This is a genomic window from Mammaliicoccus sp. RAM2, from assembly GCF_045897195.1.
In the GTDB taxonomy this organism is placed as follows: Bacteria; Bacillota; Bacilli; order Staphylococcales; family Staphylococcaceae; genus Mammaliicoccus; species Mammaliicoccus sciuri.
In genome coordinates this window covers 81,484-106,385 of sequence record NZ_JBJNWI010000009.1, presented here as the reverse complement: position 1 = coordinate 106,385, position 24,902 = coordinate 81,484, and the positions used below count along the sequence as shown (strand labels likewise).

At 31.0% G+C, this 24,902-nt stretch carries 28 protein-coding genes; 18 read left to right on the top strand and 10 right to left on the bottom strand.

Going from position 1 to position 24,902, the window contains the following annotated elements; genetic code table 11:
• Positions 1–111: 111 nt before the first annotated feature.
• The 11 genes from pmtR to ACJTHF_RS12910 all read left to right on the top strand — a co-directional run bounded on the left by pmtR (position 112) and on the right by ACJTHF_RS12910 (position 9,572).
• Positions 112–489 carry a PSM export ABC transporter transcriptional regulator PmtR gene (pmtR, locus tag ACJTHF_RS12960; RefSeq protein WP_048540607.1) on the top strand — a complete coding sequence of 126 codons (378 nt, stop codon included), beginning with the start codon at positions 112–114 and terminating at the stop codon, positions 487–489.
• Position 490: 1 nt separating this feature from the next.
• A complete protein-coding gene (gene pmtA, locus ACJTHF_RS12955; RefSeq protein ID WP_232157313.1) occupies positions 491–1,366 on the top strand; it encodes a phenol-soluble modulin export ABC transporter ATP-binding protein PmtA in 876 nt (291 codons plus the stop codon).
• A complete protein-coding gene (locus ACJTHF_RS12950) occupies positions 1,367–2,023 on the top strand; it encodes an ABC-2 transporter permease (protein WP_078354818.1) in 657 nt (218 codons plus the stop codon).
• The gene (gene pmtB, locus ACJTHF_RS12945) at positions 2,020–2,685 is read left to right on the top strand and encodes a phenol-soluble modulin export ABC transporter permease subunit PmtB (RefSeq protein ID WP_153654383.1); all 666 of its coding nucleotides are present in this window, start codon (positions 2,020–2,022) and stop codon (positions 2,683–2,685) included. The genes ACJTHF_RS12950 and pmtB overlap by 4 nt, the downstream gene beginning before the upstream one ends.
• A gap of 17 nt (positions 2,686–2,702) precedes the next feature.
• On the top strand, positions 2,703–3,575 hold the full coding sequence (gene pmtC / locus ACJTHF_RS12940) for a phenol-soluble modulin export ABC transporter ATP-binding protein PmtC (protein WP_078354816.1): 873 nt from the start codon (positions 2,703–2,705) through the stop codon (positions 3,573–3,575).
• Positions 3,572–4,300: an ABC transporter permease subunit gene (locus tag ACJTHF_RS12935; RefSeq protein WP_078354815.1), complete on the top strand. Its 729-nt coding sequence runs from the start codon at positions 3,572–3,574 to the stop codon at positions 4,298–4,300. The genes pmtC and ACJTHF_RS12935 overlap by 4 nt, the downstream gene beginning before the upstream one ends.
• A 61-nt stretch (positions 4,301–4,361) precedes the next feature.
• Positions 4,362–4,565, top strand: coding sequence for a hypothetical protein (locus tag ACJTHF_RS12930; protein WP_025905081.1), 204 nt, complete (start codon positions 4,362–4,364; stop codon positions 4,563–4,565).
• A 50-nt stretch (positions 4,566–4,615) separates the two neighbouring features.
• Positions 4,616–5,806 carry an amidohydrolase gene (locus ACJTHF_RS12925; RefSeq protein ID WP_232157311.1) on the top strand — a complete coding sequence of 397 codons (1,191 nt, stop codon included), beginning with the start codon at positions 4,616–4,618 and terminating at the stop codon, positions 5,804–5,806.
• A gap of 142 nt (positions 5,807–5,948) precedes the next feature.
• Positions 5,949–6,656, top strand: a complete 708-nt coding sequence (locus ACJTHF_RS12920) for a GntR family transcriptional regulator (RefSeq protein WP_058591838.1) — start codon at positions 5,949–5,951, stop codon at positions 6,654–6,656.
• Positions 6,657–6,665: 9 nt separating this feature from the next.
• A complete protein-coding gene (gntK, locus tag ACJTHF_RS12915; protein WP_058591839.1) occupies positions 6,666–8,201 on the top strand; it encodes a gluconokinase in 1,536 nt (511 codons plus the stop codon).
• Between the two features lie 12 nt (positions 8,202–8,213).
• Positions 8,214–9,572: a gluconate:H+ symporter gene (locus tag ACJTHF_RS12910; RefSeq protein WP_048540617.1), complete on the top strand. Its 1,359-nt coding sequence runs from the start codon at positions 8,214–8,216 to the stop codon at positions 9,570–9,572.
• Positions 9,573–9,653: 81 nt separating this feature from the next.
• Here ACJTHF_RS12910 and ACJTHF_RS12905 read toward each other — a convergent pair whose 3' ends face one another.
• The 3 genes from ACJTHF_RS12905 to ACJTHF_RS12895 form a co-directional block, all read right to left on the bottom strand.
• Complete coding sequence (locus ACJTHF_RS12905) at positions 9,654–10,892, bottom strand: OFA family MFS transporter (RefSeq protein WP_232157309.1); 1,239 nt, start codon at positions 10,890–10,892, stop codon at positions 9,654–9,656.
• A 718-nt stretch (positions 10,893–11,610) separates the two neighbouring features.
• On the bottom strand, positions 11,611–12,162 hold the full coding sequence (locus ACJTHF_RS12900; RefSeq protein ID WP_058611167.1) for a thioredoxin family protein: 552 nt from the start codon (positions 12,160–12,162) through the stop codon (positions 11,611–11,613).
• Positions 12,163–12,243: 81 nt separating this feature from the next.
• A complete protein-coding gene (locus tag ACJTHF_RS12895) occupies positions 12,244–13,281 on the bottom strand; it encodes a S66 peptidase family protein (RefSeq protein WP_078354814.1) in 1,038 nt (345 codons plus the stop codon).
• A 154-nt stretch (positions 13,282–13,435) separates the two neighbouring features.
• Between ACJTHF_RS12895 and ACJTHF_RS12890 the strand changes: the two genes are divergently transcribed.
• Both ACJTHF_RS12890 and ACJTHF_RS12885 read left to right on the top strand, forming a co-directional pair.
• The gene (locus ACJTHF_RS12890) at positions 13,436–13,984 is read left to right on the top strand and encodes an HAAS signaling domain-containing protein (RefSeq protein WP_058591843.1); all 549 of its coding nucleotides are present in this window, start codon (positions 13,436–13,438) and stop codon (positions 13,982–13,984) included.
• Positions 13,981–14,820: a DUF4097 family beta strand repeat-containing protein gene (locus ACJTHF_RS12885; RefSeq protein ID WP_048540622.1), complete on the top strand. Its 840-nt coding sequence runs from the start codon at positions 13,981–13,983 to the stop codon at positions 14,818–14,820. The genes ACJTHF_RS12890 and ACJTHF_RS12885 overlap by 4 nt, the downstream gene beginning before the upstream one ends.
• A 43-nt stretch (positions 14,821–14,863) precedes the next feature.
• On the opposite strand, the gene ACJTHF_RS12880 is transcribed toward ACJTHF_RS12885, so the two are convergent.
• On the bottom strand, positions 14,864–15,901 hold the full coding sequence (locus ACJTHF_RS12880) for a C45 family autoproteolytic acyltransferase/hydolase (protein ID WP_078354812.1): 1,038 nt from the start codon (positions 15,899–15,901) through the stop codon (positions 14,864–14,866).
• Between the two features lie 333 nt (positions 15,902–16,234).
• Complete coding sequence (locus ACJTHF_RS12875) at positions 16,235–17,206, bottom strand: bile acid:sodium symporter family protein (protein ID WP_058591845.1); 972 nt, start codon at positions 17,204–17,206, stop codon at positions 16,235–16,237.
• A gap of 245 nt (positions 17,207–17,451) precedes the next feature.
• Here ACJTHF_RS12875 and ACJTHF_RS12870 point away from each other — a divergent pair, with 245 nt between their 5' ends.
• Entirely contained in the window at positions 17,452–17,619 is a 168-nt protein-coding gene (locus ACJTHF_RS12870) for a hypothetical protein (RefSeq protein ID WP_049320466.1), read from the top strand.
• Positions 17,620–17,690: 71 nt separating this feature from the next.
• A complete protein-coding gene (locus tag ACJTHF_RS12865) occupies positions 17,691–18,263 on the top strand; it encodes a hypothetical protein (protein ID WP_106417975.1) in 573 nt (190 codons plus the stop codon).
• Here ACJTHF_RS12865 and ACJTHF_RS12860 read toward each other — a convergent pair.
• On the bottom strand, positions 18,253–19,188 hold the full coding sequence (locus tag ACJTHF_RS12860) for an LPXTG cell wall anchor domain-containing protein (protein WP_232157307.1): 936 nt from the start codon (positions 19,186–19,188) through the stop codon (positions 18,253–18,255). The two genes, ACJTHF_RS12865 and ACJTHF_RS12860, sit on opposite strands and share 11 nt — an antisense overlap.
• Before the next feature lie 242 nt (positions 19,189–19,430).
• Between ACJTHF_RS12860 and ACJTHF_RS12855 the strand changes: the two genes are divergently transcribed.
• Positions 19,431–19,646 carry a hypothetical protein gene (locus ACJTHF_RS12855; RefSeq protein ID WP_049320428.1) on the top strand — a complete coding sequence of 72 codons (216 nt, stop codon included), beginning with the start codon at positions 19,431–19,433 and terminating at the stop codon, positions 19,644–19,646.
• A gap of 60 nt (positions 19,647–19,706) precedes the next feature.
• Here the strand turns inward: ACJTHF_RS12855 and agrA are convergent, their stop codons facing one another.
• The 4 genes from agrA to ACJTHF_RS12835 are packed head-to-tail and all read right to left on the bottom strand — an operon-like array spanning position 19,707 to position 22,476.
• Complete coding sequence (agrA, locus tag ACJTHF_RS12850) at positions 19,707–20,423, bottom strand: quorum-sensing response regulator AgrA (RefSeq protein ID WP_048540627.1); 717 nt, start codon at positions 20,421–20,423, stop codon at positions 19,707–19,709.
• Positions 20,420–21,736 (bottom strand): quorum-sensing sensor histidine kinase AgrC, encoded by a 1,317-nt coding sequence (gene agrC, locus ACJTHF_RS12845; protein ID WP_058591847.1) that lies wholly within the window; start codon positions 21,734–21,736, stop codon positions 20,420–20,422. Before agrC ends, agrA begins: the two co-directional genes overlap by 4 nt.
• A 27-nt stretch (positions 21,737–21,763) precedes the next feature.
• Positions 21,764–21,904 carry a cyclic lactone autoinducer peptide AgrD gene (agrD, locus tag ACJTHF_RS12840; RefSeq protein ID WP_078099959.1) on the bottom strand — a complete coding sequence of 47 codons (141 nt, stop codon included), beginning with the start codon at positions 21,902–21,904 and terminating at the stop codon, positions 21,764–21,766.
• Entirely contained in the window at positions 21,901–22,476 is a 576-nt protein-coding gene (locus ACJTHF_RS12835; protein WP_232157305.1) for an accessory gene regulator AgrB, read from the bottom strand. Before ACJTHF_RS12835 ends, agrD begins: the two co-directional genes overlap by 4 nt.
• 475 nt (positions 22,477–22,951) lie before the next feature.
• Between ACJTHF_RS12835 and ACJTHF_RS12830 the strand changes: the two genes are divergently transcribed.
• Together ACJTHF_RS12830 and ACJTHF_RS12825 are read left to right on the top strand one after the other, a co-directional pair.
• Positions 22,952–23,986, top strand: a complete 1,035-nt coding sequence (locus ACJTHF_RS12830; protein ID WP_078354809.1) for a lactonase family protein — start codon at positions 22,952–22,954, stop codon at positions 23,984–23,986.
• Positions 23,987–24,002: 16 nt separating this feature from the next.
• Positions 24,003–24,779: a carbon-nitrogen family hydrolase gene (locus ACJTHF_RS12825; protein WP_058591849.1), complete on the top strand. Its 777-nt coding sequence runs from the start codon at positions 24,003–24,005 to the stop codon at positions 24,777–24,779.
• Positions 24,780–24,902: the final 123 nt, after the last annotated feature.

The window sequence follows — 24,902 nt, the reverse complement described above, 5'->3', positions numbered from 1 at the left end:
TTTTTTTGTGTCTAAAAACGCTAATTTATAAGCTTTTTGTTGAATATGTTTGACAAATATGTATATAATGTATATACTTTTTATACACAGTTATAGAGAGGGAGGTTAAACATGAAGATTCTACTTCAAAATAATAGTAATCAACCAATTTATGAACAGATTAAAGAACAAATCAAAGCACAAATATTACAAGGTAAAGTAGAACAGGGTGCTTCATTACCTTCTATGAGAGAGTTAGCAAGTGATTTAGGTGTCAGTTTAATAACAACTAAACGTGCTTATGTTGATTTAGAACAAGAGCAATTTGTCACGACCATAAGAGGGAAAGGCACTTTTGTAAAATCACAAGACCCCTCAATCATGAAAGAAAAACAGTTTATTGTCATAGAGGATTTAGCAAGAGATTTAACTAAACAAGCAAAGTTAATCGGAATGGATGTTAAAGAACTCAATGAAATCGTTAATTTGATTTATGAGGAAGGTGAATAAAATGGACAATGCGATAGACGTTAAAAATCTAAATTTTAGTCATAAAAATCTTAAATTATCAGATGTTAATTTTGAAGTACGTAAAGGTTATGTAACAGGATTTATTGGTGCGAATGGTGCTGGTAAAACTACTATTATTCGTATAATTATGGGCCTTCTTAAAGAACAAAGTGGAGATTTAAAAATACTTGGAGAATATTTAAGTGAGATTCCAGTTGAAATTAAAAATAAAATCGGCTTTGTCTATTCTGAATTATATATGTATGAAAACTGGAATATTAAAACAATCGAGAAAGTTGTCAGTAAATATTATAAACAATGGGACCACGATGTATTTGAAGGTTATATTAAAGAATTTAAATTACCTTATAAACAAAAAATTAAGCAATTTTCAACAGGTATGAAAATGAAATTGTCATTAGCAATCGCATTAAGTCACCATGCTGAACTTTACATTCTAGATGAACCAACTGCAGGACTTGATCCAGTCGTACGTAATGAAGTGCTTGAAATTCTACAAAGAGAGTTAATTGATGAAGAAAAAACTATCTTCTTCTCTACACATATTATTTCAGATTTAGAGAAAATTGCTGATTATATCGTTTATTTGAAAAATGGATCCATTGTTATTAATGAAAGTGTAGATGATTTAACAGATGGTTATCGAATCATTAAAGGAGACCAATCCATACTTGATGATGAATTAAGATCGTTATTAATCAGTGTGAAAGAAACGAATACAGGTTTCTCAGGATTAACAAGACAAAGCTCAGTATTTGTTGAGTTATTTGGAAATGAAGTAGTCGTTGAAACACCATCAATAGAGGATATTATGGTAAGAATTGAGAAAGATCAATTCGATAAGGAAGTGGTATAAATGAAAGCTGTTTTCTACCGGAACTTTCAATATGAGAAGGGGTATTACTTACTTTATTTAATCTGCTTCGGATTAGTATTTATAACGAAGTTTACTGTATCTTTTCAAAATATAGAACTCATGAATGTATTAGCGGTATATTTTGTCGCAGTAGTTTCAGTTCATAGTATTAATCATGCGATATTTTTAAATAAACAAAGTAGTCAAATCTTTTATATGAGTTTACCAATTTCTAAAGTTGATATTGTAAAAGGGCATTATTTATATAACTTATTAGTAACAGGTGTTTCATTTATCATGATTATGGTCATAGCATTCGTAAAACAAGACACAATATTTATTCAAGCTGGGTTATTTATTGTAGCAACGAATTTATTTACGTTAAGCATCGTTTATCCAACATTTGCTCATTTAAATATTAATCAATTAGGTGCTTGGATATTAGTTGCTATGTATGGCATATTCACAATGTTTTACTTTGGTATATATTCGAATCGACAATATCCATTTGCTGATTTATTAGGTTGGAAAATATTTTTATACTATACACCAGCAATCATATTATTAATCGTTGCAATCATATGGTTGATTCAGTTTAGTAGAGCTATCAAACAAGCGAAAAAAGATCAAGTTACGGTTTATGGAGGTATAAAATGAAGGCAATCTTATATAGAAACTTAATTTTATCAAAATCATACCTATATTTAATGTTGGCTACAACATTGTTACTACCATTAATAGTCATATTACCTGTCAATGGCTTTATTAAAATGGGTATTTTAGGCATAGTCGTCGTTATGATCTATGTCGTGTTCCTAGTACCAATGTATTTTTTATTTAATAGAATCAATAAAAATCATTCTGAGTATACATTTTTAAGCTTGCCTGTTAAGCAATCAACAGTCGTTAATGCACATTATTTAACAGGATTAATATTTATTTTATTAACACAAATACTACTTGGTTTATGTACGATTGTTGCTTTTTTAATACAAGAAAGAGGGATGGAGATATCATTTGATCTTACAGGAACTTTTATGAGTATTGCAGGAAATTTGTTAACAATCAGCTTAATCTTGCCATTTGCTGAGTATAAAAGATTGATCAATATTCCTATTATATTTTGGATGATTATAGTCGGTGCAATTGTACCAAACTCAATACAGTTTATAGATTATGTGCTTAAATTCTTTTCAATACAATCTCAGATATTTACGACACACGATATGTCTATCTTTTTAGGCTGTTCCATGATTCTATTTATCGTGAGTTATATCATTTCAATCAATAAAGCGCGAAAGCATGCAATTACAATTTAAAGGAGAGGTGAATAATCGTGAAATTAAAAAATATACAAAAGTATTACGGTAAGCAACATATCCTCAAAAATATTGACTTTGATTTTGGGGAAAGCCAAATTGTCGGACTAATAGGTAAAAATGGTGTAGGTAAAACAACATTAATGAAAATTATGAACCAGAATATTATGAAGTATGAAGGAACTTTCAACAAAGAAAATAGTGACAAAGTGGGTTATTTAATAGAAAATCCAAAATTATATTTAAATAAAACGGGTTATTATAATTTAAACTTCTTTAGAAATGTATTAGGGACAAATGTAGATGATGATTATATCAATATGTTAATCGAGTCATTTGGCATTAAGCCTTATATCGACAAAAAAGTAAAAAAATATTCAATGGGTATGAAGCAGAAGTTATCTATTGCAGTGGCACTTATGAATAAACCACAATATTTGATTTTAGATGAACCGACAAACGGGATGGATCCAGACGGTTCGATTGACGTCTTAAAAACTTTAGAAAAAGTAAGTAAAGATTTGAATATTAAAGTACTTATTTCAAGTCATAAATTAGAAGATATTGAATTAATATGCGATAGAACAGTATTTATGAAAGATGGGGCGATCGTTGAAGATTACGATATGAAAGCTCAATCAAAAGACGTTACCAAATTTATTTTTGACCATTCAAACTATAATGAGGCGCTTAATCTTCTTACGATGAATTACAAAGTGGTAACAAGTAATAAACAAGAATCGATTATTTCAGTTGAAGCACTACAAGATTATCAAGAAGTGTTAAAAGTATTAAGCGCTCAAAATATTTATCCTAAGTTTATTCAAAATAATAAAACGACTTTAAGAGATCAATACTTTAATATTAACAAAGGAGTTGAAGTATCATGAATATCGCCCAACATGTAAAATATGATTTAACGAGAATATTTAAAAGCCCATTAGGCTATTTAGGATTTCTCATTTCATTGTTTCCAGGAATAGCCATCATGATTTCTGTTAAAATATTAGATGGACCATTTGATGCACAAGTTGTATTGGCTATGTTCTTCGTATTTGGAGGACTTGTATTATTAATGTTCTCTATTAGAACGATAGTACGTGATATGCAGTATGGCACCATTCAGTTGTTCTTAAATTCTAAAACAAATAGAGTGAAGTATTTATATGGCAAGTTACTATCTATCATTGGCATTGTTATTATATTTACGATTTTAGGTACGCTATTTACATTATTAGCATCAACTATTATCGATGCAGGCGAATTAAGTGTCACTGACTATTTCAAAATGCTTGGTGAATTTCTACTTATCATGCTATTTTACGGAACATTATTAAATATCCTTAATTTACTTACAGGTAAATCGGCAGTTGTTTATACTACTGCCATCATATTAATATTATTTTTACCTAATATCTTTGATGCATTTATATTTATTCCTGAAATAGGAGAAGATTTATCAAAAATGATGAAATACAATCCTTTAGACTTTTTACCTAAAATATTGAATCAAGGTTTACTAACAATGAAAGTATCACAAATATGGATATCTGTAGCATGTATTGCTGTATTTACGGGTATCAATCATTACATGATAAGAAATAAGAATATTTAATGGTTTATCCCTCATTTCTATGTTAAATTTAACTTATTAGACATAAGAATGAGGGATATTTTTGGGTAAAAAATTTATTAAACATTATATCATTATTGGTATAATATGTATTGTCGCAAGTTTCTTTTTCCACGGTACACCTAGCTCATTAATGATTGGAGCTGGACTAGGATTTTTCTTAACAGCCGTATTAGCGAAATTTGAAAAAGAAGATAAAGTTGATGAACATCCAGATAAATTAAAAGATAAAAATGAAAAAAAGTAGCTACTACATTTCGTAGTAGTTACTTTTTATGAAATTGAGGGGGTGAATCTATGTTACGTAGTTTACTATTCAAAAAGCTTGAACAAAAAGAACAAGATATGATTAAGCATTATCAATATTTACATCAATATCCTGAACCGTCATTTATTGAAGTGAAGACTTCACAATATATAGAAGCATTTTATGAAAATAAAGATGTCGTTATACATAAACGCATTGGTGGTAATTACGGACTGATTGTAGAGATTGAAGGCAGTTTACCTGGAAAAAGAATTGCATTACGAGCAGACTTTGATGCTTTAAATATTACTGAAGATACAGGATTACCATTTAGTTCTAAAAATAAAGGGTGGATGCATGCTTGTGGGCATGATGCACATACTGCATACTTATTAATACTTGCGGAATGTTTGATCGAACTTAAAGCGTATTTACCAGGTAAGATTATGATTATCCATCAACATGCCGAAGAGTTAGCACCAGGTGGAGCGATTGACATGATGCAGTCAGGATATTTAAATGGTGTGGATGAAATCTATGGTATTCATTTATTCCCTGATTATACACCTGATGTTATTTCATATAGGAAAGGTCCCACAATGGGTGGTAGATCATTATTTCATCTTAAAGTTAAAGGGAAAGGTGGTCATGGATCAAGTCCGCACCTTGCGAACGATGCCATAATGGCAGCGAGTACTTTCGTAACGAATGTTCAAACAGTTGTATCGAGAAGGCTGAATCCATTTGATATGGGCGTCGTTACGATTAGTTCATTTAATGGTTTAGGATCATTAAATGTTATACAAGATAGTGTTGAATTAGCTGGTGATGTGAGATATATGGAAAGTCGTATTGGGCATCAAATCCATGATGAAATAGAGCAGTTAATTAAAGGATTAGAAGATACATTTAATATACGATGTGAGTTTAAATATGAATTAGATTGTATTCCACTAGTCAATCACTATAAACAAACAGATTACTTAATAGATATTTTAGCAACGAGTCAAGGTGATTATTTTGAATCTTTAAAAGAACATGAACAATTAACGAGTTCTGAAGATTTTGCGATATATCTTGAAAAAATACCAGGTACATTTTTCTTTGTCGGATGCAAACCATATGGAATTGATAAAGCACACTTTAACCATAGTCCGAAATTTGTCGTAAATGAAGATGCTTTGTTAACGGCGAGTAAAGCATTAGGGGAAGTTGTACTAAATCGATTATCAATAGAATAACGCTATATTTATAAGAGTTTGGGATTTGAAAATTTCCTAAACTCTTTTTTGTATTTTAAAAAATGAGCAGTAACCGTTTACAAATAATTCGAAAACGTTTACAATAACTTGTATACAAGTATACGAAGTTTGGAGGTATTTTATGAAACATCATTATCATTATCCAAGCGAATGGTTAAAGCATCGTTCAACGGGAGAGCAAGTAGCGAGTGAACTTAGGCTAGCAATTATAAGTAAGATTATAGAAGAAGGCGATAAGTTAAGTGAAAATAAAATTGCTCAACAATTTGAAGTGAGTCGATCGCCAGTAAGAGATGCACTTAAACTCCTGCAACAAGATGGACTTATATCTTTAGAGCGTATGGGAGCAGTTGTTATGGGTTTATCTAAAGCAAACCAAAAAGAAATATATGACATTAGGTTGATGTTAGAGTCATTTGTATTTGAAAGATTACTAGTTGAAAATAATGATGAAGTGATTAAACAGCTGAATAAAATATTAAAAATGATGACTGTAGCTGTTGAATTTGAAGATGCAGATGAATTCACGAGATTGGATTTACTATTTCATGAATCAATGATCACTGCTATTCACCATCAATATATTGAAATGATATGGCACAATTTAACGCCAGTTATGGAATGTTTAGTTTTAATTTCAATGAGAAAAAGAATGCAGAATGAACCTGAAGATTTTAAAAGAGTGATTCATAACCATAAAGTATATATTGAAGCGATTGAAAATAAAGATAGAAATAAAATGAAAGAAGCATTTCATTTTAATTTTGATGACGTTGATGAACAAATTGATGTCTTGTGGAATTCTCAAACTAATATAGATAGAAAGTAGGATTTTGTAATGAAATATATGATTGGTGTAGATATTGGTACAACGAGTACTAAAGCTGTTATTTATGATAGCGAAGGGAACTTTTTGAAAAAACATAATATAGAATATCCAATGACGACCCATGAGATTGGCGTTGCAGAAGAAAGTCCTGCAGAAATATTCGACGCTGTACTATTTACAGTAAAAAAAGTGATTAGAGAAGTTGGTGCTAAGCCAGAAGAAATCAAATTATTAAGTTTCAGTAGTGCGATGCACAGCTTGATAGCAATGGATAAAGACAATCAGCCATTAACTGAATGTATCACTTGGGCAGATAATAGAGCAAGTGAATACGCAGATAAGATAAATAATGAACATAATGGATTAGAAATATATAAAAGAACAGGTACACCTATTCATCCAATGTCTCCATTATCAAAAATTTATTGGTTAAAACATGAACATGCTGATATATTCAAGAATACTGAGAAATGGATAGATATTAAGACTTATGTATTCTATCAATTATTTGAAACTTACGTTATGGACCACTCAATTGGTTCAGCGACAGGTATGATGAATTTGAATACATTAAATTGGGATAAAGATGTCTTATCCTTGCTTGAAATTAGTGAAACACAATTACCTGAATTAGTGTCAACAACACATATTATGAAACAAGTTAAAAAGAATTATGCTGATATTATGGGCATCAATGAAGATACACCGATAGTAATCGGCGCTTCAGATGGTGTATTGTCCAATTTAGGTGTTAATAGCTATCGTGAAGGAGAAGTAGCTGTAACGATTGGAACGAGCGGTGCTATTAGAACAATTATTGATAAACCAAAGACAGATGATAAAGGTAGAATATTCTGTTACGTATTAACAGAAGATCATTATTGTATCGGAGGACCGGTGAATAACGGTGGTGTCGTTCTAAGATGGTTAAGAGATGAATTGTTAGCAAGTGAAGTTGAAACAGCTAAAAGACTTGGCGTTGATTCATATGATGTCTTAACTAAGATTGCAAGTAGAGTAAAACCTGGGGCAAATGGTTTGTTATTCCATCCATATTTAGCTGGTGAAAGGGCGCCACTTTGGAATGCGAATGCAAGAGGTAGTTACTTTGGTTTGACACTGTCTCATAAAAAAGAACATATGATACGTGCTGCGTTAGAAGGTGTTCTACTTAATTTATATACAGTATATCTCGCTTTAATAGAAGTGATGGATAAAGCACCTGAACAAATTAAAGCAACAGGTGGATTTGCTAAAAGTGAAGTATGGCGCCAAATGATGGCAGATATATTTGATACTTCCGTTGAAGTACCAGAAAGTTACGAAAGTTCTTGTTTAGGTGCTTGTATATTAGGATTAAAAGCTATTGGGGAGATAGAGGATTTTGAAGTTTTAAGCGAAATGGTCGGTAAAACATATCAACATGAACCTAACCAAGAGAATGTCGATATTTACCAATCGTTAATCCCAATTTACATCAATTTAAGTCGTAAATTAAATGAAGAATACGATTTAATTTCAGAATTTCAATCAACACATTCATAAGGAGATGTTTATATGTTTTCAGAAATTGCACCATTATTAATTGTAGCACTTGCAATTGTAATATTATTAGGTTTAATTATGTGGCTAAAACTTAACACATTTGTATCTCTGATTATCACGGCTATGTTAACAGGTATTATGCTTGGTATGCCACTAAGCAAAGTCATTGGTACAATTGAAACAGGAATGGGATCTACACTCGGTCACATTGCTTTAATATTTGGTCTCGGAGCTATGTTAGGTAAGTTACTAGCAGACGGAGGCGGTGCAACTAGAATTGCACATACATTGATTAATAAATTTGGTCAAAAACGCATTCAATGGGCAGTTGTAACAGCATCATTTATTATTGGTATAGCATTATTCTTCGAAGTAGGGTTAGTATTATTAATTCCGATTGTCTTTACAATTGCTAAAGAGTCTAAAGTTTCAACATTATACTTAGGTATTCCAATGACAGCTGCATTATCTGTTACGCATGGATTTTTACCACCTCACCCAGGTCCAGTCATGATCGCTAAAGAATTTGGTGCAGATATTGGTCAAGTATTACTATTCGGCTTTATTGTTGCAATACCAGTAACGATTATTGCAGGTCCTATTTTTACAAAATTTGCGAAAAAAGCAATTCCAGAAGCATTTACTAAGTCAGGTGACTTAGCTTCATTAGGTAAACAAAAAACATTCAATATAGACGAAACACCTAGCTTCGGAATTTCTGCTTTAACAGCTTTATTACCTGTATTCATTATGCTTATTTCTACTATTGTAGATTTATTAACAGGTTCACCAGAAAACCCACAAGGTATTTTAGGTTTTATTAGTTTTATTGGTGAAGCGGGTACTGCAATGTTAATTTCAGTATTATTTGCTATTTATTCAATGGGACTTAAACGAGGATATAAAGTTACAGAAGTTATGGATACATTAACAAATGCCATTTATCCAATCGGTATGATGCTCTTAATCATCGGTGGCGGTGGAGCATTTAAGCAAATATTAATTGATGGTGGCGTAGGTAAAACAGTTGAGTCACTATTTACAGATACTGCAATGTCTCCAATATTATTAGCTTGGATTGTTGCAGCAGTACTAAGATTAGCATTAGGTTCTGCTACAGTTGCTGCGATATCAACGGTTGGTATTGTTATGCCATTATTAGAATCATCAGATGCTAATTTAGCATTAGTCGTATTAGCAACTGGTGCTGGTAGTGTAATCGCGTCACACGTGAATGATGCAGGTTTCTGGATGTTTAAAGAATATTTCGGTTTAACGATGAAAGAAACATTCTTATCATGGACGCTTCTTGAAACAGTTATCTCAGTTTCAGGTATTATCTTTATACTATTTATAAGTCTATTTGTTTAAAATATTTAAATATGAATATTAAAACCTCCAAATCTGTTTATTTAAAGATTTGGAGGTTTTGTTATGTGATTTTATTTGATGTTACTGTGCTTGCATTTCTTTAATTCTTTTAATATCTACTCTAATTAGGAATGAAATCGCTAAAGCTACGACAAAGAATGCTGCGAAAATATATAAAGTTGCCATGTAACTTTGTGTAATTTCTCTGACAGTTGCCGATATAAAAGGTCCAACCAATCCAGCTGCTGCCCATGCCGTTAATATATAGCCATGTATGGCACCGAGTTGTTTCGTACCAAATATATCACCGATATAAGCGGGGATAGAAGCGAAACCACCGCCATAACAAGAGATGATGATGAATAGAATAATTTGAAACAGCATTGGACTATCTACGATTGGTAACCATAAGAATAATGCGATTTGAATGACAAAGAAAATTGTATAGACATTTGTTCTGCCAATAAAATCAGAAATACTTGCCCAAATGAGTCGTCCAAGTCCATTAAACACACCGATAATACCAACCATTGTCGCGGCTTTGGCAGGTGTTAAGTTTACAATTTCTTGTGCCATTGGACTTGCTACTGATAAAATCGCTATACCACAAGTAACATTGATAAAGAGCATTAACCATAAATAATAAAACCTTTTAGTTCTAACGGCCTCATTGGCAGACATTTGAACTAAGTCTGGCTTTTTCTTTTTATCCTTTTGAGGATTAAAACTATTAGGTCTATAATATTCTGGTGGTCTTTCTAAATATAAACTAGAGATCAGCATGATAATACAATACACGACTGCTAAAATAATAAAAGTCGATACAAGATTAAAATGTGTAATGAGAAATTCTATAACTGGACTGGCAATCATTGATGCGAATCCAAATCCCATAATTGCTAATCCTGTAGCCATACCACGCTTATCGGGGAACCATTTTACTAATGTAGATACAGGTGCAATATATCCAACACCAAGCCCAATACCTGATAACACACCATATCCTAAGTAAAGTAAGGGCAAGCTCTCGACGGAAATCGCATAACTAGAAAGTAACAATCCTGAGATGAAAAATATCGTAGAAACGAGTCCGGATAAACGTGGACCAAATTTCTCAACGAAATGTCCCATAAAAGCTGCAGAAAGCCCTAAAAACAATATTGCAATACTAAATATTCTTGATACTTCACTTAATGTAAAACCTAAATCATTTTGAATATGTTTCGTAAATACACTCCATGAATAAACAGATCCTATTGAAATATGTATTCCAACAGCTGCAACAGCAATTAGCCACCTGTTTTTAATTTTCTTGTTCATCAAATTCCCCCTATAGTAATTGTGTCCAATTGATGTCATTATAGCTAAATTCAGAATATTCAGCAATCAAAATTTTAAAAAGTGTCATTATTCAACAGTTAGGCAGCTTTATTGCATGTTGATTTAATCGTCTTTTTAACAGTTAGGCAGCTTTATTGCATGTTGATTTAATCGTCTTTTTAACAGTTAGGCATGCCTAACTGTTAAAAAAATAGTTGTAAAATACACTTAAGAAATGAAATATTTGAGTTAAGAATGAATCAACAAAAATTCCTATCTCACTGATATACTTTAGTCATAGATAACACAACACGAAGCACAATCCATTCAATTCCTCAAAACTATTTCGTATATGTTTTTTCATGATTGTAAATGACTTTGTGTAGAACGTGTTTTGATAGTTATCTGTAATTGTAACGTTGAAATGGATCATAAAATGATTCAAGATATTTTTATAAAGTTTCCCGGCTTTATAAAAATACATGTTTCCTTAATTAATAACCCTTCCCCGAAAAGCGCTCGTTAATTCCCGGACGAGCGCTTTTCACATGCCCAAATTTAGATGTTAACTTTGATAACATGAATTTTCTGTTTTTAATGATTTGAAGTATAGTTATATTAGTAGCCATGGGGATGGCGAGAAATTCTCCTAAGTTGAATAGGGGCACACATACATAAATAAGGCTCGGACTGAATGTCCGAGCCTTTGTACGTCTGATTATGAGATTGAACTAACGATTGATTCATATACGTCATCCCAAAATTCTGTTTTATTTTGATAAGTTTCATGGATGCTATGATGTACTTCTTTTTCTTTTTCAGCATATGTTGGATCGTCTTTACTTGGTAAATCTTTACGAATATTTTCTACAAATTTTTGGACGCTGATTGCTCTTGGTCCCCAAACATGTTCTTGTTCATGCTTTTCATTTAAAAATACAAAAATAGGTATAGAGCGAGCAGTACCGTTTGTTAAGTATTGATCAATTAAATTAGTATCTTCATCACGATGGAAAGCTTTCACTTCAATATTAGCGTAATCAGCAATGTTTAATAGAACAGGTATGTTCATCATTGCATCTCCACACCAATCTTCAGTAATAACAAGTACTTTATAATTTTTATCTTTAATTTTATCTAATCGTTCGTCATTTTTAGGTAATTGGAAAGATTGATAAATATCGAGTAATTGCTCTTTATTTGTGGTCATCTCATTAACATATTCTTTAATGGGTTGTGCCTGTTCATAGTATGTAGCTAACTTTGTCATTATAAAAATCCCCCTTTTATATACTTAATATTATAACAATTCTGAAATATTTCGCAAAGTACAATACTTTAAAATGAATAATTAATCTACAGCATTATCGATTATTGTAAATGTCTTATTATCAATATTTAATTCAGCTTGTACACCGTATGGAATAATGCATTTTGGTTCATTATGTCCAAAACTAGCATTATAAAAAACAGGCATATCTTCTTGATGCCACTCTTTTAACATTTTAACCCAGACTTCTTTATATTCTTCATAATATACATCGTCTTGAGGTCTTCCGATAATAACGCCATTAATTCTATCAAAAATACCCATAGAACCAAATGCGCGAACATAATCTTCCATCAACCATGGTGGAGCATGAACTTCAGCAGTCTCAATGAAAAGAATAGCACCATCAAAGACATCTTTATTAGGGAACACATCAGTTGCTTTTAATGAATGGAATAATTCCATACAACCGCCAATAAGATGTCCTGTAGCTTTGCCAGAACCATTTAGAATTTCATATCCGTTATTATCAAAAGATTCTCGATTGATACTTTTGTTCTTTTCATCCCACTGTAAACCGTATTTTCTAATTTGTGGTGAAGTAGGTACATTACCAACAACACCGTTTTGGAACCACGTTTGATTGATCGATTGAACAGTGTAGTCATCCATTTGAACATTTTCTGCAAAATCCGTTAATAACAATGGCCCGTAGAAGCTAGAAACACCTGCTTGATAAAACATAAAATGAAGTGCAGTCGTGTCAGAATATCCACTGAAAATTTTAGGATTATCCTTAATAATATTTAAGTCTATGTATGGCCATAATCGTACAGAATCATCTCCACCTAGTGTACAGATAATGGCTTTAACTTCTGGATCTTGTAGTGCTTGATGTAAATCTTCTACTCGTTTTTCTGGATGGTTATATGTGAAGTCAGCGCCTTTTAATGCGTGTGGCATGACTTTGACATTTAATCCGAACTCATCTTTTAATCTTTGTATACCAACTTCAGTTCTCCATAATATGTCTTTTTCGCCAGCTAAACCTGATGAAGGAGAGACAATTGCTACAGTGTCACCTTTAGAAAGCTTACTCGGTTTAATTAATTCTTTCACATCATTACCCCCTTATTTCTATGTTGAAATTAGTATAGCATATGGGTATAACTTGAAATCAAATAATTCAAATGATAATATAAGTTTGTTTGTAAAAAGAATGGTAAAATAATGAATAATGTAAGGTTAACTTCAGAATATAAGGGGTATTTCTATGGATAAAATAACCTTCCTTAATTACCTTGAGGATGAATTATCTCGACTGCCTAAAGTAGAGCGAGATAAAATAATGTACGAATATGAAACGAAATTTTTTGAATCAGAAGATGAACAAAGTTTGATACAAGAACTTGGTGAACCTAAAGCAATTGCCAAGAAAATATACGCAACAAGTGCCATTCATGATGCTGAGCTATCACCCAATTTTAAGAATGTATTTCAAGCAATTTTAGCGACATTAGGGTTGAGCTTTTTTAGTATATTTTTTATTATTATTCCATTTCTTATCATTGCCTTTTTACTTCTCATCGTAGTCGTTATCGGCGCTTTAATGATGTTAGGTCCTATCGTTAGTGTGATCAATGTATTTGTTCACGGTTTTTATTGGGTAGATATTACAAATATCATTTTTTCAATCTCTTTCTTAGGATTAGGACTTATGTTGTTAGTAGCAGGGCTAAAATTAATAGAAGTGAGTTACAAAGGTATCTTAAAATATTTAAGATGGTGTGTGAAACTCGTTAAGGGGCGTGCTGAATCATGAAGAAGTTATTTTTATCTGGTCTAGGCATCTTCTTAATTTTTGGCATTTTAGGAACGATATTATGGTTCACGGTTAATAATAAATATGAAAAGCAAGAAACATATGAAAAAATATATAAAAACAACCAAGTTGAACAAGTTATCGTGAATGGGCAAAATACAAATGTTGAAGTTAAGAAAGGGAAATATTTAGGTATTAAATATAATGGTAATCAAGACGTTAATGCGAGCATAGAAAATAATTTATTGCATTTTACGGAGAGAGAAAATAAATACAAATTTAATGCCAACTTTATTCCATTTAGAAAAACCATTAATCACTTAGTAATCACTTTGCCACCTAAAAATTACGAATCATTTAACATTACAACGAATACAGGAAACATTTCAGTTCGTGATGCTAAAAGTAACAATAGTAATATGATAACGGACACAGGTGACATTGTTTATCAAAATGTAAACTTGAAACATGCTAAAGCGATGACAGACTTAGGAAGCGTTAAAGTTAAACATTCGGATTTAACGGAGTTTACAGGTGAAATCAAAACAGGTAATATATCTGTCGATAAAAGTAGTCTCGTCAATAGTGAAATGATTACATCTCTTGGTAATATTAATATTAGCCAACTTAAAAATGAATGCGATATTAAATCATCAACAGAAGACGGAGATATTTCAATTTCTTATATGAATCCACCTAAGAATACTTTGTTACAACTACAATCTGAATCAGGCAATACAAAAATTGAAAATAAAGCATTTAATGGCGAAAAAGTAGGGAAAGGGAAACACGTTATTGAAAGTTATACAGATAACGGAGATATTTATATAAAATAATATAGAAATAGGCTGAGACTTCTAAGTCTCAGCCTATTTTCATTCACTCACTAGCAAATAGAATGTCTGAATCAATCTGACCTGTTATTGTTGGGAGGGTAATGGATTTACCATCTAACCATTCTTTGAAATCAAATGTATGTATGGTACCATTTTCACCAAGTGCAATTTTCATTTTTAATTGGCTAGGTATGTATGCTGATGTATGTATCGTACCCGACCAACTTTTGAATAACTTGCTGTATATTTCATACTGAGGATCATTAAAATATCGAAAAGCATCTTGTAAAGACATTTCGTCATTTGTGATTTGGTCGATTCGATTATATCTTTCGACAGACTCTTTAATATAATTTCGATTCTCATGACTTAATATTTCAAAATGATTAGTACATAAATTGTTTTGTTTAGTAACAACTTCTCTAGGTGTCGCTTCTACAGTAAACCTTTTGTTTGTTTTATCCATTAAAATATAGCTAAAAGAGCTACGGTGAGGAATTTCATTTAATAGTCTAACAGCATCATCGATATCTTTACATGTTTCTAAAATCAATCTTCCAATCATATAGCAAACAAATCCATCACCAGGTTTTTTACGATGCATAAAATTATAGCCCATCGCTAAACCATGTTCATTCATGCCATCCATTCTGCCTGTTACTCTGGAAGTAGGGCCGATTTGTGCATATCCACCATCTGTAGGTTGGAATAGACTAAATCTTCCATCATATGTAGCAGGACTATAATCATAGTTTCTAACCATATAATCTTCTCCTAAGAAGATGGAACAACCACTATCTTTAGCATATACTCTATAATGACCATAGTTTAACAAGATTGTTTCTAACGGAAATTTTAATGTATCTTGAATACCCATTAGTTCGTCCCAAATTTTTGGTGCGAATTTTTGATATATATTTTTTGTTTCATCTATATTAATATCGAAGCGGGGTCTTCTAATTCGCCATTCTTTTTCTCTATTTTGCAACATTTTAGTATACTTTAACCATTCTGCTTGGGCAACACCATAATCATAATGGTTACCTCTAAATTCTAATGTTTGCATCTTAACATTTTGCACAGTATCACTCCTCTTATATTTATTTTGATTGAACTTATGTACTTTGTCACGTAAATCCTCTCATATAATTGGAAATATGATGTTAAAGAGATTGTAATAATCGCTTAACCTATGTAATTTATTACCATGTTATATTTGAATTACCAATTATCTCACTGATTATGTGAGAAGGGGGTATGTAAAATGTGGAATCAAGGATATATTTACGTAAAGAAAATATGGCAAGAATGGTATAGAAGATAATCTATTAAATGACGCTTATAGAACAGCTAGAATATATATTTTTGAAATAAAGGAGCAAGAGACAATTTAATGTCTCTTGCTCCTTAATATTTATATTTGATCTGTTGATGTTGTATAAGACTGCGCTTTGTTAGTCTTTTTAGTTTGGTTAGACCATATAATAGCAATTGTAGGTCCAGTGATTAAGTGGATAAAGCTGAATATTGCACCTGGAACAGCGGATAAGGGATTGAAATGTGCTGTTGCTAGTGACACAGCAAGTCCAGAATTTTGCATACCAACCTCTATTGAAATGGCACGTTTATCTGGTCGGTTAAGTTTGAATAATTTCGCTAATAGGTATCCGATTGTTAAACCACAGACATTATGCAATAACACAACGCCAAACATAATTAGACCAGTTTCAATGATTTGTGATTTATTACCTGCAACTACGCTTGCAAGAATAAGTGAAATAGATACTACCGAAATAATAGGTAAAATATCAATAGATTTTTCAGCTACTGGTTTAAAGAATCTTTGGACGATAAAACCTAATATAATTGGGATCAATACAACTTGAACTACTGATATAAACATAGATGCAAATGATACTTGTAACCATTCTCTTGCGAATAAATAAATTAAACTAGGTGTAACAATAGGTGCTAATAATGTAGACACAGTTGTGATAGAAACGGATAACGCAGTATTTGCTTTAGCTAGATAGCTAATAACATTTGATGCAGTTCCACCAGGACAACAACCTACTAAGATAACACCTAATGCTACGTCAGGACTTAAATTAAGACCTTTAGCGATTAAATATGCAGTAACAGGCATTACAGTATATTGAAGAATAACACCAATTAACACACTTTTAGGAGATTTAAATACTTCTTTAAAATCATTTGTAGAAATAGTCATGCCCATTCCAAACATTACAATTCCTAATAAATAAGGAATGTAAGGTGCTATTTGAGCAATGATATTTGGGAAGCTAAAGCCTAACACTGCTGCCAAAAGCATCCAAAATACAAATGTTTTATTGATAAACTGACTGAATTTCTTAATATTACTCATATATACACCTTCCAATTAAATAATAATCAGAATATTAACAATAATACAAAATTTTTTCAATACTTTATTTGATTTAATTATTTATTTTGCATATTAATGATGAAATGATACATATATGAAGTGAAATTATACTAAAATATCTATATATCGATAATATCTCACTTAGAAAAGGATAATATCTTTTATGTATTTTAAATATTATGTTATGATGAAAGAGGTAGAAAATGATGAATGAGGTGACTTCAATGGATTGTATTAAAGGGATATTCAAATTCTTTTTCATCTTAATTGCTATAACAACAGTTGCTGTTGGGGCAGGTATTGCTGTCTTAGCATTTGTATTTAAAAAAGACTTTGAAGAATTAGAACAAAAAACAAAAGAAATTGTATCTGAAATCGAATCTAATAATTAAAATAAAGGAGCAATCACAATATTTCTGTGATTGCTCCCTTTTTTATATTTAAAAATTAGGAGGGTTTATATTTGCGATATGAGCGTAATGTTTTAATATCCCCAAGACTAGAAAATGACAAGTGTCATCAATTAAAAGCTTTATCTCATAATCTCAAAGTACCGAGCAAAGATGAATTATATGCCATACTTGAAAGCATTGAATATGACCAACCATTTTTAAAATCGATTACAATTGGAACGAGTAATGAAAAAGAGATGATTAATACAGCAATTCATTTAAAAGCTATCATAGAGTATATGTGGTACGAACGAAAAAAATCTGAAGTATATGTTAATATCGTCATTTGGAAGAATCATGTTGGTTCTTCTAAAAAGTATGTGGATAAATTTATGAAGTATGAACCAGATGCGTGGATAATATTAGGATCTCATATAGGCTTCTGCAATTTGTTAAAAAGATTATATAGATTTGAAAGTTGGGATGCTAATCGAACATATTGTTCAAATGCGTTGTTGTCCCAATTGATGTTTCAAATCGTAGGTGAAAAGTACTTCGAACATATTAATAGTATTAACCATCTCGGTAAACCAATTATAATTGAAGACGGTAAAATCATTTCAAAATACAATGCTATTGTTTAGACCGCTTCTTTTTGAATATAAAAAATAGAATTGATGCAATACATATGAGTAATGCACTTATTAAATAATTTAAGTAATGTTTTGAACTTTGACCAGTTTCAGGAAGCTTTGATGTTTCTGATTTGGTCTTTTTTTCTTTATTAGTGTAATCGTTAGTAAGTTTATTAGGGTTTGGAATTAAAGAGTCTTTAATGACTGAGATTTGGTATGTCTGATTTTGACTTGGAATTTGATTAGAATTCGGATTATCTGTAATTTGACTTTGACTTTGTTGAACTTGATCTATTTGAGTATGTTGATTTGTATTTTGCTCAAAAGTTAAAGTAGTCTTATCGTCAGAATTAAATGTATAATATTTATCCTCTCCTAGTGTAATCGTTGAATGGCTATCTATGCCGTTAATCTTCACATTAAATTTAGTAGACTTAAGAAATGTAGTGGGTATATTGATTGTAGTATTACCGTTTTGATCTGTTATGCCAGAAAGTTCTTGCTTATCTGCAATGAGTTTAACTTCCACATTATTTAAAGGGTGATAGGTTTTTGAAAGTACATTAATTGAAATGGATTGATTATTTGTATTCGTTATATTGCTTTGGTTATTGCTAGAAGAAGTCAATCTATATAACTTGTTAGGTTCAACAGTAAAAATTTGATTATTTGAAGTGGTTAAAGTGTAGTGAGGCTTAATATTCTTATTAGGAATTTCTATAAATGCTAAACCATCAGATTTAGTTGTTAAAGATTTAACTTCTTGGTCTAAATGTAATTGGAAAGTTTCATTTGATATCGGGGTATTATCAGAAGCATAAAATTGAAAGCCAATAGGTGTCATATCATTATTAGCGTGTGCAGTTCGTGACGTATTGAATGATGTAGCGACCATACATACAATACTAAATAAAAAGATTGGGAAAGGTTTCATATTGACCTCCTTTCATCTCTTAAATAATTAGATGATCATCTGATATCATTATGCCATAAACACTATAGATATTCCACTATTATTTTATGTATTTTATATAAAATTTTTAACACAACTAAAATCTTCCTATATATATATCATTCAAAATTTTTGAGAATGGGTGCTTGAATCTTTTTGCAAGTGATAAAATAAAAGAGTAAAATATAATCAGAACGAGCATAATCTAAAAGGGGATGTCTTATATGAAATGTGCAAGTTGTAATCAAGAAATGGTAGATGATCTTCGTACGAATGTTCCAGGTACTCTAGTTGATGTTAGATTAATAAAAGAAGAAAATGAAGATATTTTAAACAAAGCGATTGCAATACCAAAAGCAGCAGTATGTTTACAATGCGGCGAAGTAAAATATTACATAGAAGATATTGAATCATTTAGAAATGCTATAAACCACGAATAAAATGTGAATAATGAATAAAAAACAGCGTACATTTGAAATAAATCATGTACGCTGTTTTGTTTATATTTTTTTAATATTTCGTACAGATGCATAACAATGCTCACCATTACTAAAATATACTGCCCGATCTTTCGTGTTAATGGTATCAACGTTATTACGATTAATGACATAACTGTTATGGCATCTAAAGAAGCGGTCATCTAAATTAGATAAATCTTTTAAACTTCCATAGAACTCAATTTGTCTATTGTCTAGATGTGCTATTAGTCGATGTGATTTTGATGATGACTCAAAGAACATAACATCATCATACTGAACATAGACAGAATTGCTACCTCTCGTTAATTCTATCTTTTCAACGTTTGTATTTTTTGAAAGCATACCTAATCTTATGTATGCAGTGTCTAAACAATCTAACACTCTTGTCTTCAGTTGATCTGGATCATCCTTAAAAATAAAATCCATTGCAGCAACTTTATAAACAAATGTTAAATAAGTCAGTTCACTGTGACTTGTGACAAAAACAATATTACCAATAGGGTCATACTTACGTATCTCACTTGCCAATGTAATACCATTAATATCAGCGTCTAATTGAATATCTAAAAAGTAACAACCTATATCATTTGAAGATTTAACGTGATCCAACAACTCATATGGATCTCGTGTTGCAAGTTCAATAGACATTTCTTTTTCTTCAATCATAATATAATTATTGATAATCGTCTGCATGCGCTCTAATTGTTTGGGGTCATCTTCACAAATGATGATTTTCATTGAATCACTTCCTCATTGCTATCATTTAAAATTTCAAGCTTTTGAATAAAGTATTGATTATTAATAAAAGTATCTAAGAAAACATGGTCTGTTTTCTCAGTGATTTCTTTCAACGTAGTTAACCCAATACCACGCTTACGACCTTTAGTAGAATAATGATTTTCAAATAGTTTATGTACCTTAGGCGTATCTTTTGAACATTTATTCATGAATACAAGTAAAATCGATTTCTCATTTTTAATAAATGCAATTTGAATCGTTGGATTATCAACAAACTCAGAAGCCTCAATTGCATTATCCATAATGATGCCGATACATCTACTTAATTCAACAATGTTCATATTTATATGATCAATCTGTTCAGTAATCTCAACACTAATATTGATATTCTGTTCCTGAGATTGAATAATTTTCGTTGTTAATAATCCCTTAATTTCTCTAACATGTAAATTTTGAAGACCATTAATTTTTATCGCATTTAATTTCATATCATCATGAAGATGTGCAATATTTTGGTCAAAGTATGTTCTCAAACCGTCCATATCATCTTCTCTAATATATTCAGATAAAGTCGCTAAAATATTTACATAATCATGACGAAACTTACGCATCTCATTATTAATCTGCTCAATCTGCAAAGTATACTTATAATACTGATTGATTTCTTTCTTCGTACGTTGCAATGCCATCTCTCTAATAACTGTGAAAGAAATTAAAATAATAAAAATAGCAGCAACACATACATAGATCACATAAAATAAAGTTTGGAATTCAAACTCTTTTTCAGTATTGTAAGACTTTGGCATGTACACGTAGAACACCATGAATGATATAGCAAGAAAAGCAGCAATCAATAATAAATATACTCTATTATTATATAAATAACTAATTTTTAATCGATTCATTAATCGTCTTATTAAGAATGCTATTATAATCGTGAATGTACTATGAAATATCATATAATACATGAAAAAGTGAGGTACGTTATTTAAACTATCAATTAAGTATTTGGTTATAAAAACAGACATATAATCTGAAACTACTGAGATTAAAACAACAATAAGCGTATTTATAATACCTAGTAATCTAAATTTTTTATAGAAAAAGATAAAATAGAATAGACAAACATATACGATTGCACTCATTCCAAAAATATAATAAAAAGCAAGAGAAGGGATCATGTATCCCGTTGAAAGAATAACATAATCCCTTTTGCTATAACGATAATTTTGAGTTATAGCTAATAAAATCGTAAATAATAAAATTTGTAATATGCCAAATGGTAAAGATTCTATATTTGTAAATGATTCCATATACCCTTACACTTCCCTAAAACAATCTTATTGTTTTTCTTTTAATAATTCTGCTGGTACTTCTGTTTCATCTAAAAATGCCATACAACCTCTAATTACCGCTTTTTCACCGATTGCTGAAAGGATATTTGATACTGATTTTGAAAATAGGCTAGATAATAAATTCATGATAATGTTTCCTCCTCTTTGTAAAATATAGGTAATAGTGATACTGCTTCAAAGATTAATCCTAAACATATTAATTGTTGATAGGGTTCTTTAAGGAATAAAGTTAATACTATCAAAATTGTTGCTGCTAGGATTGATCTTAGTTTAAGTCCTTTTTTCCATTTGCCTAATATTGGGTGTTTCTTTGTTTGCATTGGTGCGTACTTTATAATGATAAGATAACCGACTAACGCTATGGCTAAGAATGGCCAGTAGGGTATGTTGGTATTTATGATTATGAGTGGTACAACGACAAACATGATTAGGCTTTGTATCGTACATAGAAAAGTGGACTTAGCGTGCGCGCCAAACGCGAAATATCGAATGGCAAAATAACTAAGATGTACAATAAGTGTGTATAAAAATATATGGCATAGAAGGGCAGCGCCGTATATAACTATGGTCTTCATCATATTCCCTACAAATACTTCTAGTCCATACTTTACCTTTAAATAACTAACATGATCTAGATTATTTGAATTTTGAAGACTTGCAGCAATTTTATCTATTTGTGTTTGGACAGGTTGATACATAGCGCCCCTCCTTCATTATGATTATAGAACATATTGATTTACATTTTACTTCTTTTGCCTAACTGTATTATTTCAATGCCTAACTGTTTGAATTTATAATATATTTGTATTTTAACATAATTTTAATGCAGTTAAGAACTTAAATTAACGACTTAGGGAAAATATAAAATTCTATTATTGAAATACTATAATATATTTAGTGAATATTTAATTTTTTATGATAAATTAAAAAGTTTAAATATAAAGGAGGATCCTTTATGGCAGGCGATATCGTCAATGCTATTTGTAGTATTTTTAATTGGTTAGTGGAACTTTTTAATGGGTTGTTTACTTAAATATCTGCTGTGTTTGATACGTGGTTATTCATATAATAAATATTTTAACGTGTACCATTGGGTATGCGTTTTTATTATAGTTATTGAGCGTTTTCATGTAGAATGATATTAAAGAACAAATTAGGGAGGAATTTAATTTTATGAAAACAAAAGGTTATATTGGTAGTTATACTAAGAAAGATGGTAAAGGGATTTATCGTTTTGATGTTGATGAGAATGATCAAACAATCGAGAAGGTTGAAGTTGGTTACGAAGTTGAAGCATCTACATATTTAACACAACATGGTCAATTTTTATATGCGATTAAAAGAGATGGCGATGATTGTGGTGTTGCAAGTTTTAATATCAATGCAGATGGTAGCTTAACATATATAAATGATTGCTTAGCTTCACAAGAAGGAACGGGTTGTTATATTTCAGTTTCTGAAGATGGTCAATATTTATTTGAAGCTGTATATGGAAGTGGTTATGTAAGACTTTATAAATTAAACGCTGAAAATGGCGAAATTATTGAGTTAATAGATGTGTATAAAGGTGAAGGTCATGGACCAAATGAAGCAAGACAAGAAGGTAGCCATATACACTTTGCAGAACAGACACCAGATTTAGATTATATCGTTACAGTTGATTTAGGTGCAGACGTGATTAGAACATTTAAATTCTCTGATGAAGGATTGGAATTATATGAAACATTAGAAGTTCAAGCTGGAAGCGGTCCAAGACATATTGCATTCCATCCAAGTGGTGTTTACGCATACTTAGTGAATGAACTAAGCAATACGATTCAAGTGTTATCATATAAAAATGGTGTATTTGCAACAATCAGTCCAGCACTATTAACGATTCCAGAGGACTTTGATTTAAACTCACAAGTTGCTGCTGTTAGATTAAGTCATGATGGACAGTTTATTTATGTTTCTAATAGAGGACATAATAGTATAGCTGTTTATAAAATATTAGGTGATGGTGCAAATGTTGAATTGGTTGAAATTGTAACGAGTGGTGGAACGTGGCCAAGAGATTTAAATATTACGCCAAGTGATTCATTTATAGTTGTTGCACATGAACATTCATATAATTTGGTATTATTTAGTCGAAATAAAGAAACTGGTAAGCTGACAGAAATAGAGAACGAACAAAAAGCTGCAGAAGGCGTTTGTGTTCAATTTATATAATGGTAGGTGATGAACGTTGAAAATAGCACTATATCAGATGCATGTAATACCTGGAGAACCAGAAAAAAATATCGAAAAAATTAATCAATGGTTAGATGAATTAGATGATGAAATTGACATAGCAGTGTTACCTGAAATGTGGAACACTTCTTATCGATTAAATGAGTTAACTGAACTTGCTGATGAAGACGGTCAAAGAATTTTACCTTTCATAGAGCGAAAAGCAAAAGAAATCCATAAACATATTGTGGCTGGTTCAATTGCATATAAAAAGGGAAATGAAATTTATAATCGAACAATTGTCGTCAATAACGAAGGAAAGTGTATTAATACTTACGACAAAGCACATCTCGTGCCAATGTTTAATGAGCATCATTTCTTAACTTCAGGAAGTAAGAAATCAACTGTATATGAGTTAGATGAAATAGAGATGGGAACGATTATTTGTTATGATTTAAGATTCCCAGAATTAACGCGTTCATTAGCTTTAGAAGATGCAAAAGTAATTTTTGTTCCGGCACAATGGCCGAAATTAAGAATTGATCATTGGAAAGTATTATTACGTGCTAGAGCAATTGAGAACCAAGTGTATATTATTGCTTGTAATAGTGTGGGTACTTGTGATGAAAATGAGTTTGGTGGGCACAGTTTAGCATATGCACCAGATGGCACATTAATTGATAGTTTATACTATGAAGAAGATACATTAATCGTTGATATAGACTTTGATTCGCAAGAAAAAATTCGTGAAGCCATTCCTATTTTCAATAGTTTAAGAACAGATTTATATTAGGTAGATGTAGTTAGAGACTGGGATATTATATGATATTCCAGTCTCTTATTATCTTACAAATGTCATATTGAACATTTGTAGAAAAAGTATAAAATCAATTATAAGACAGAAAATGGTTAAGGC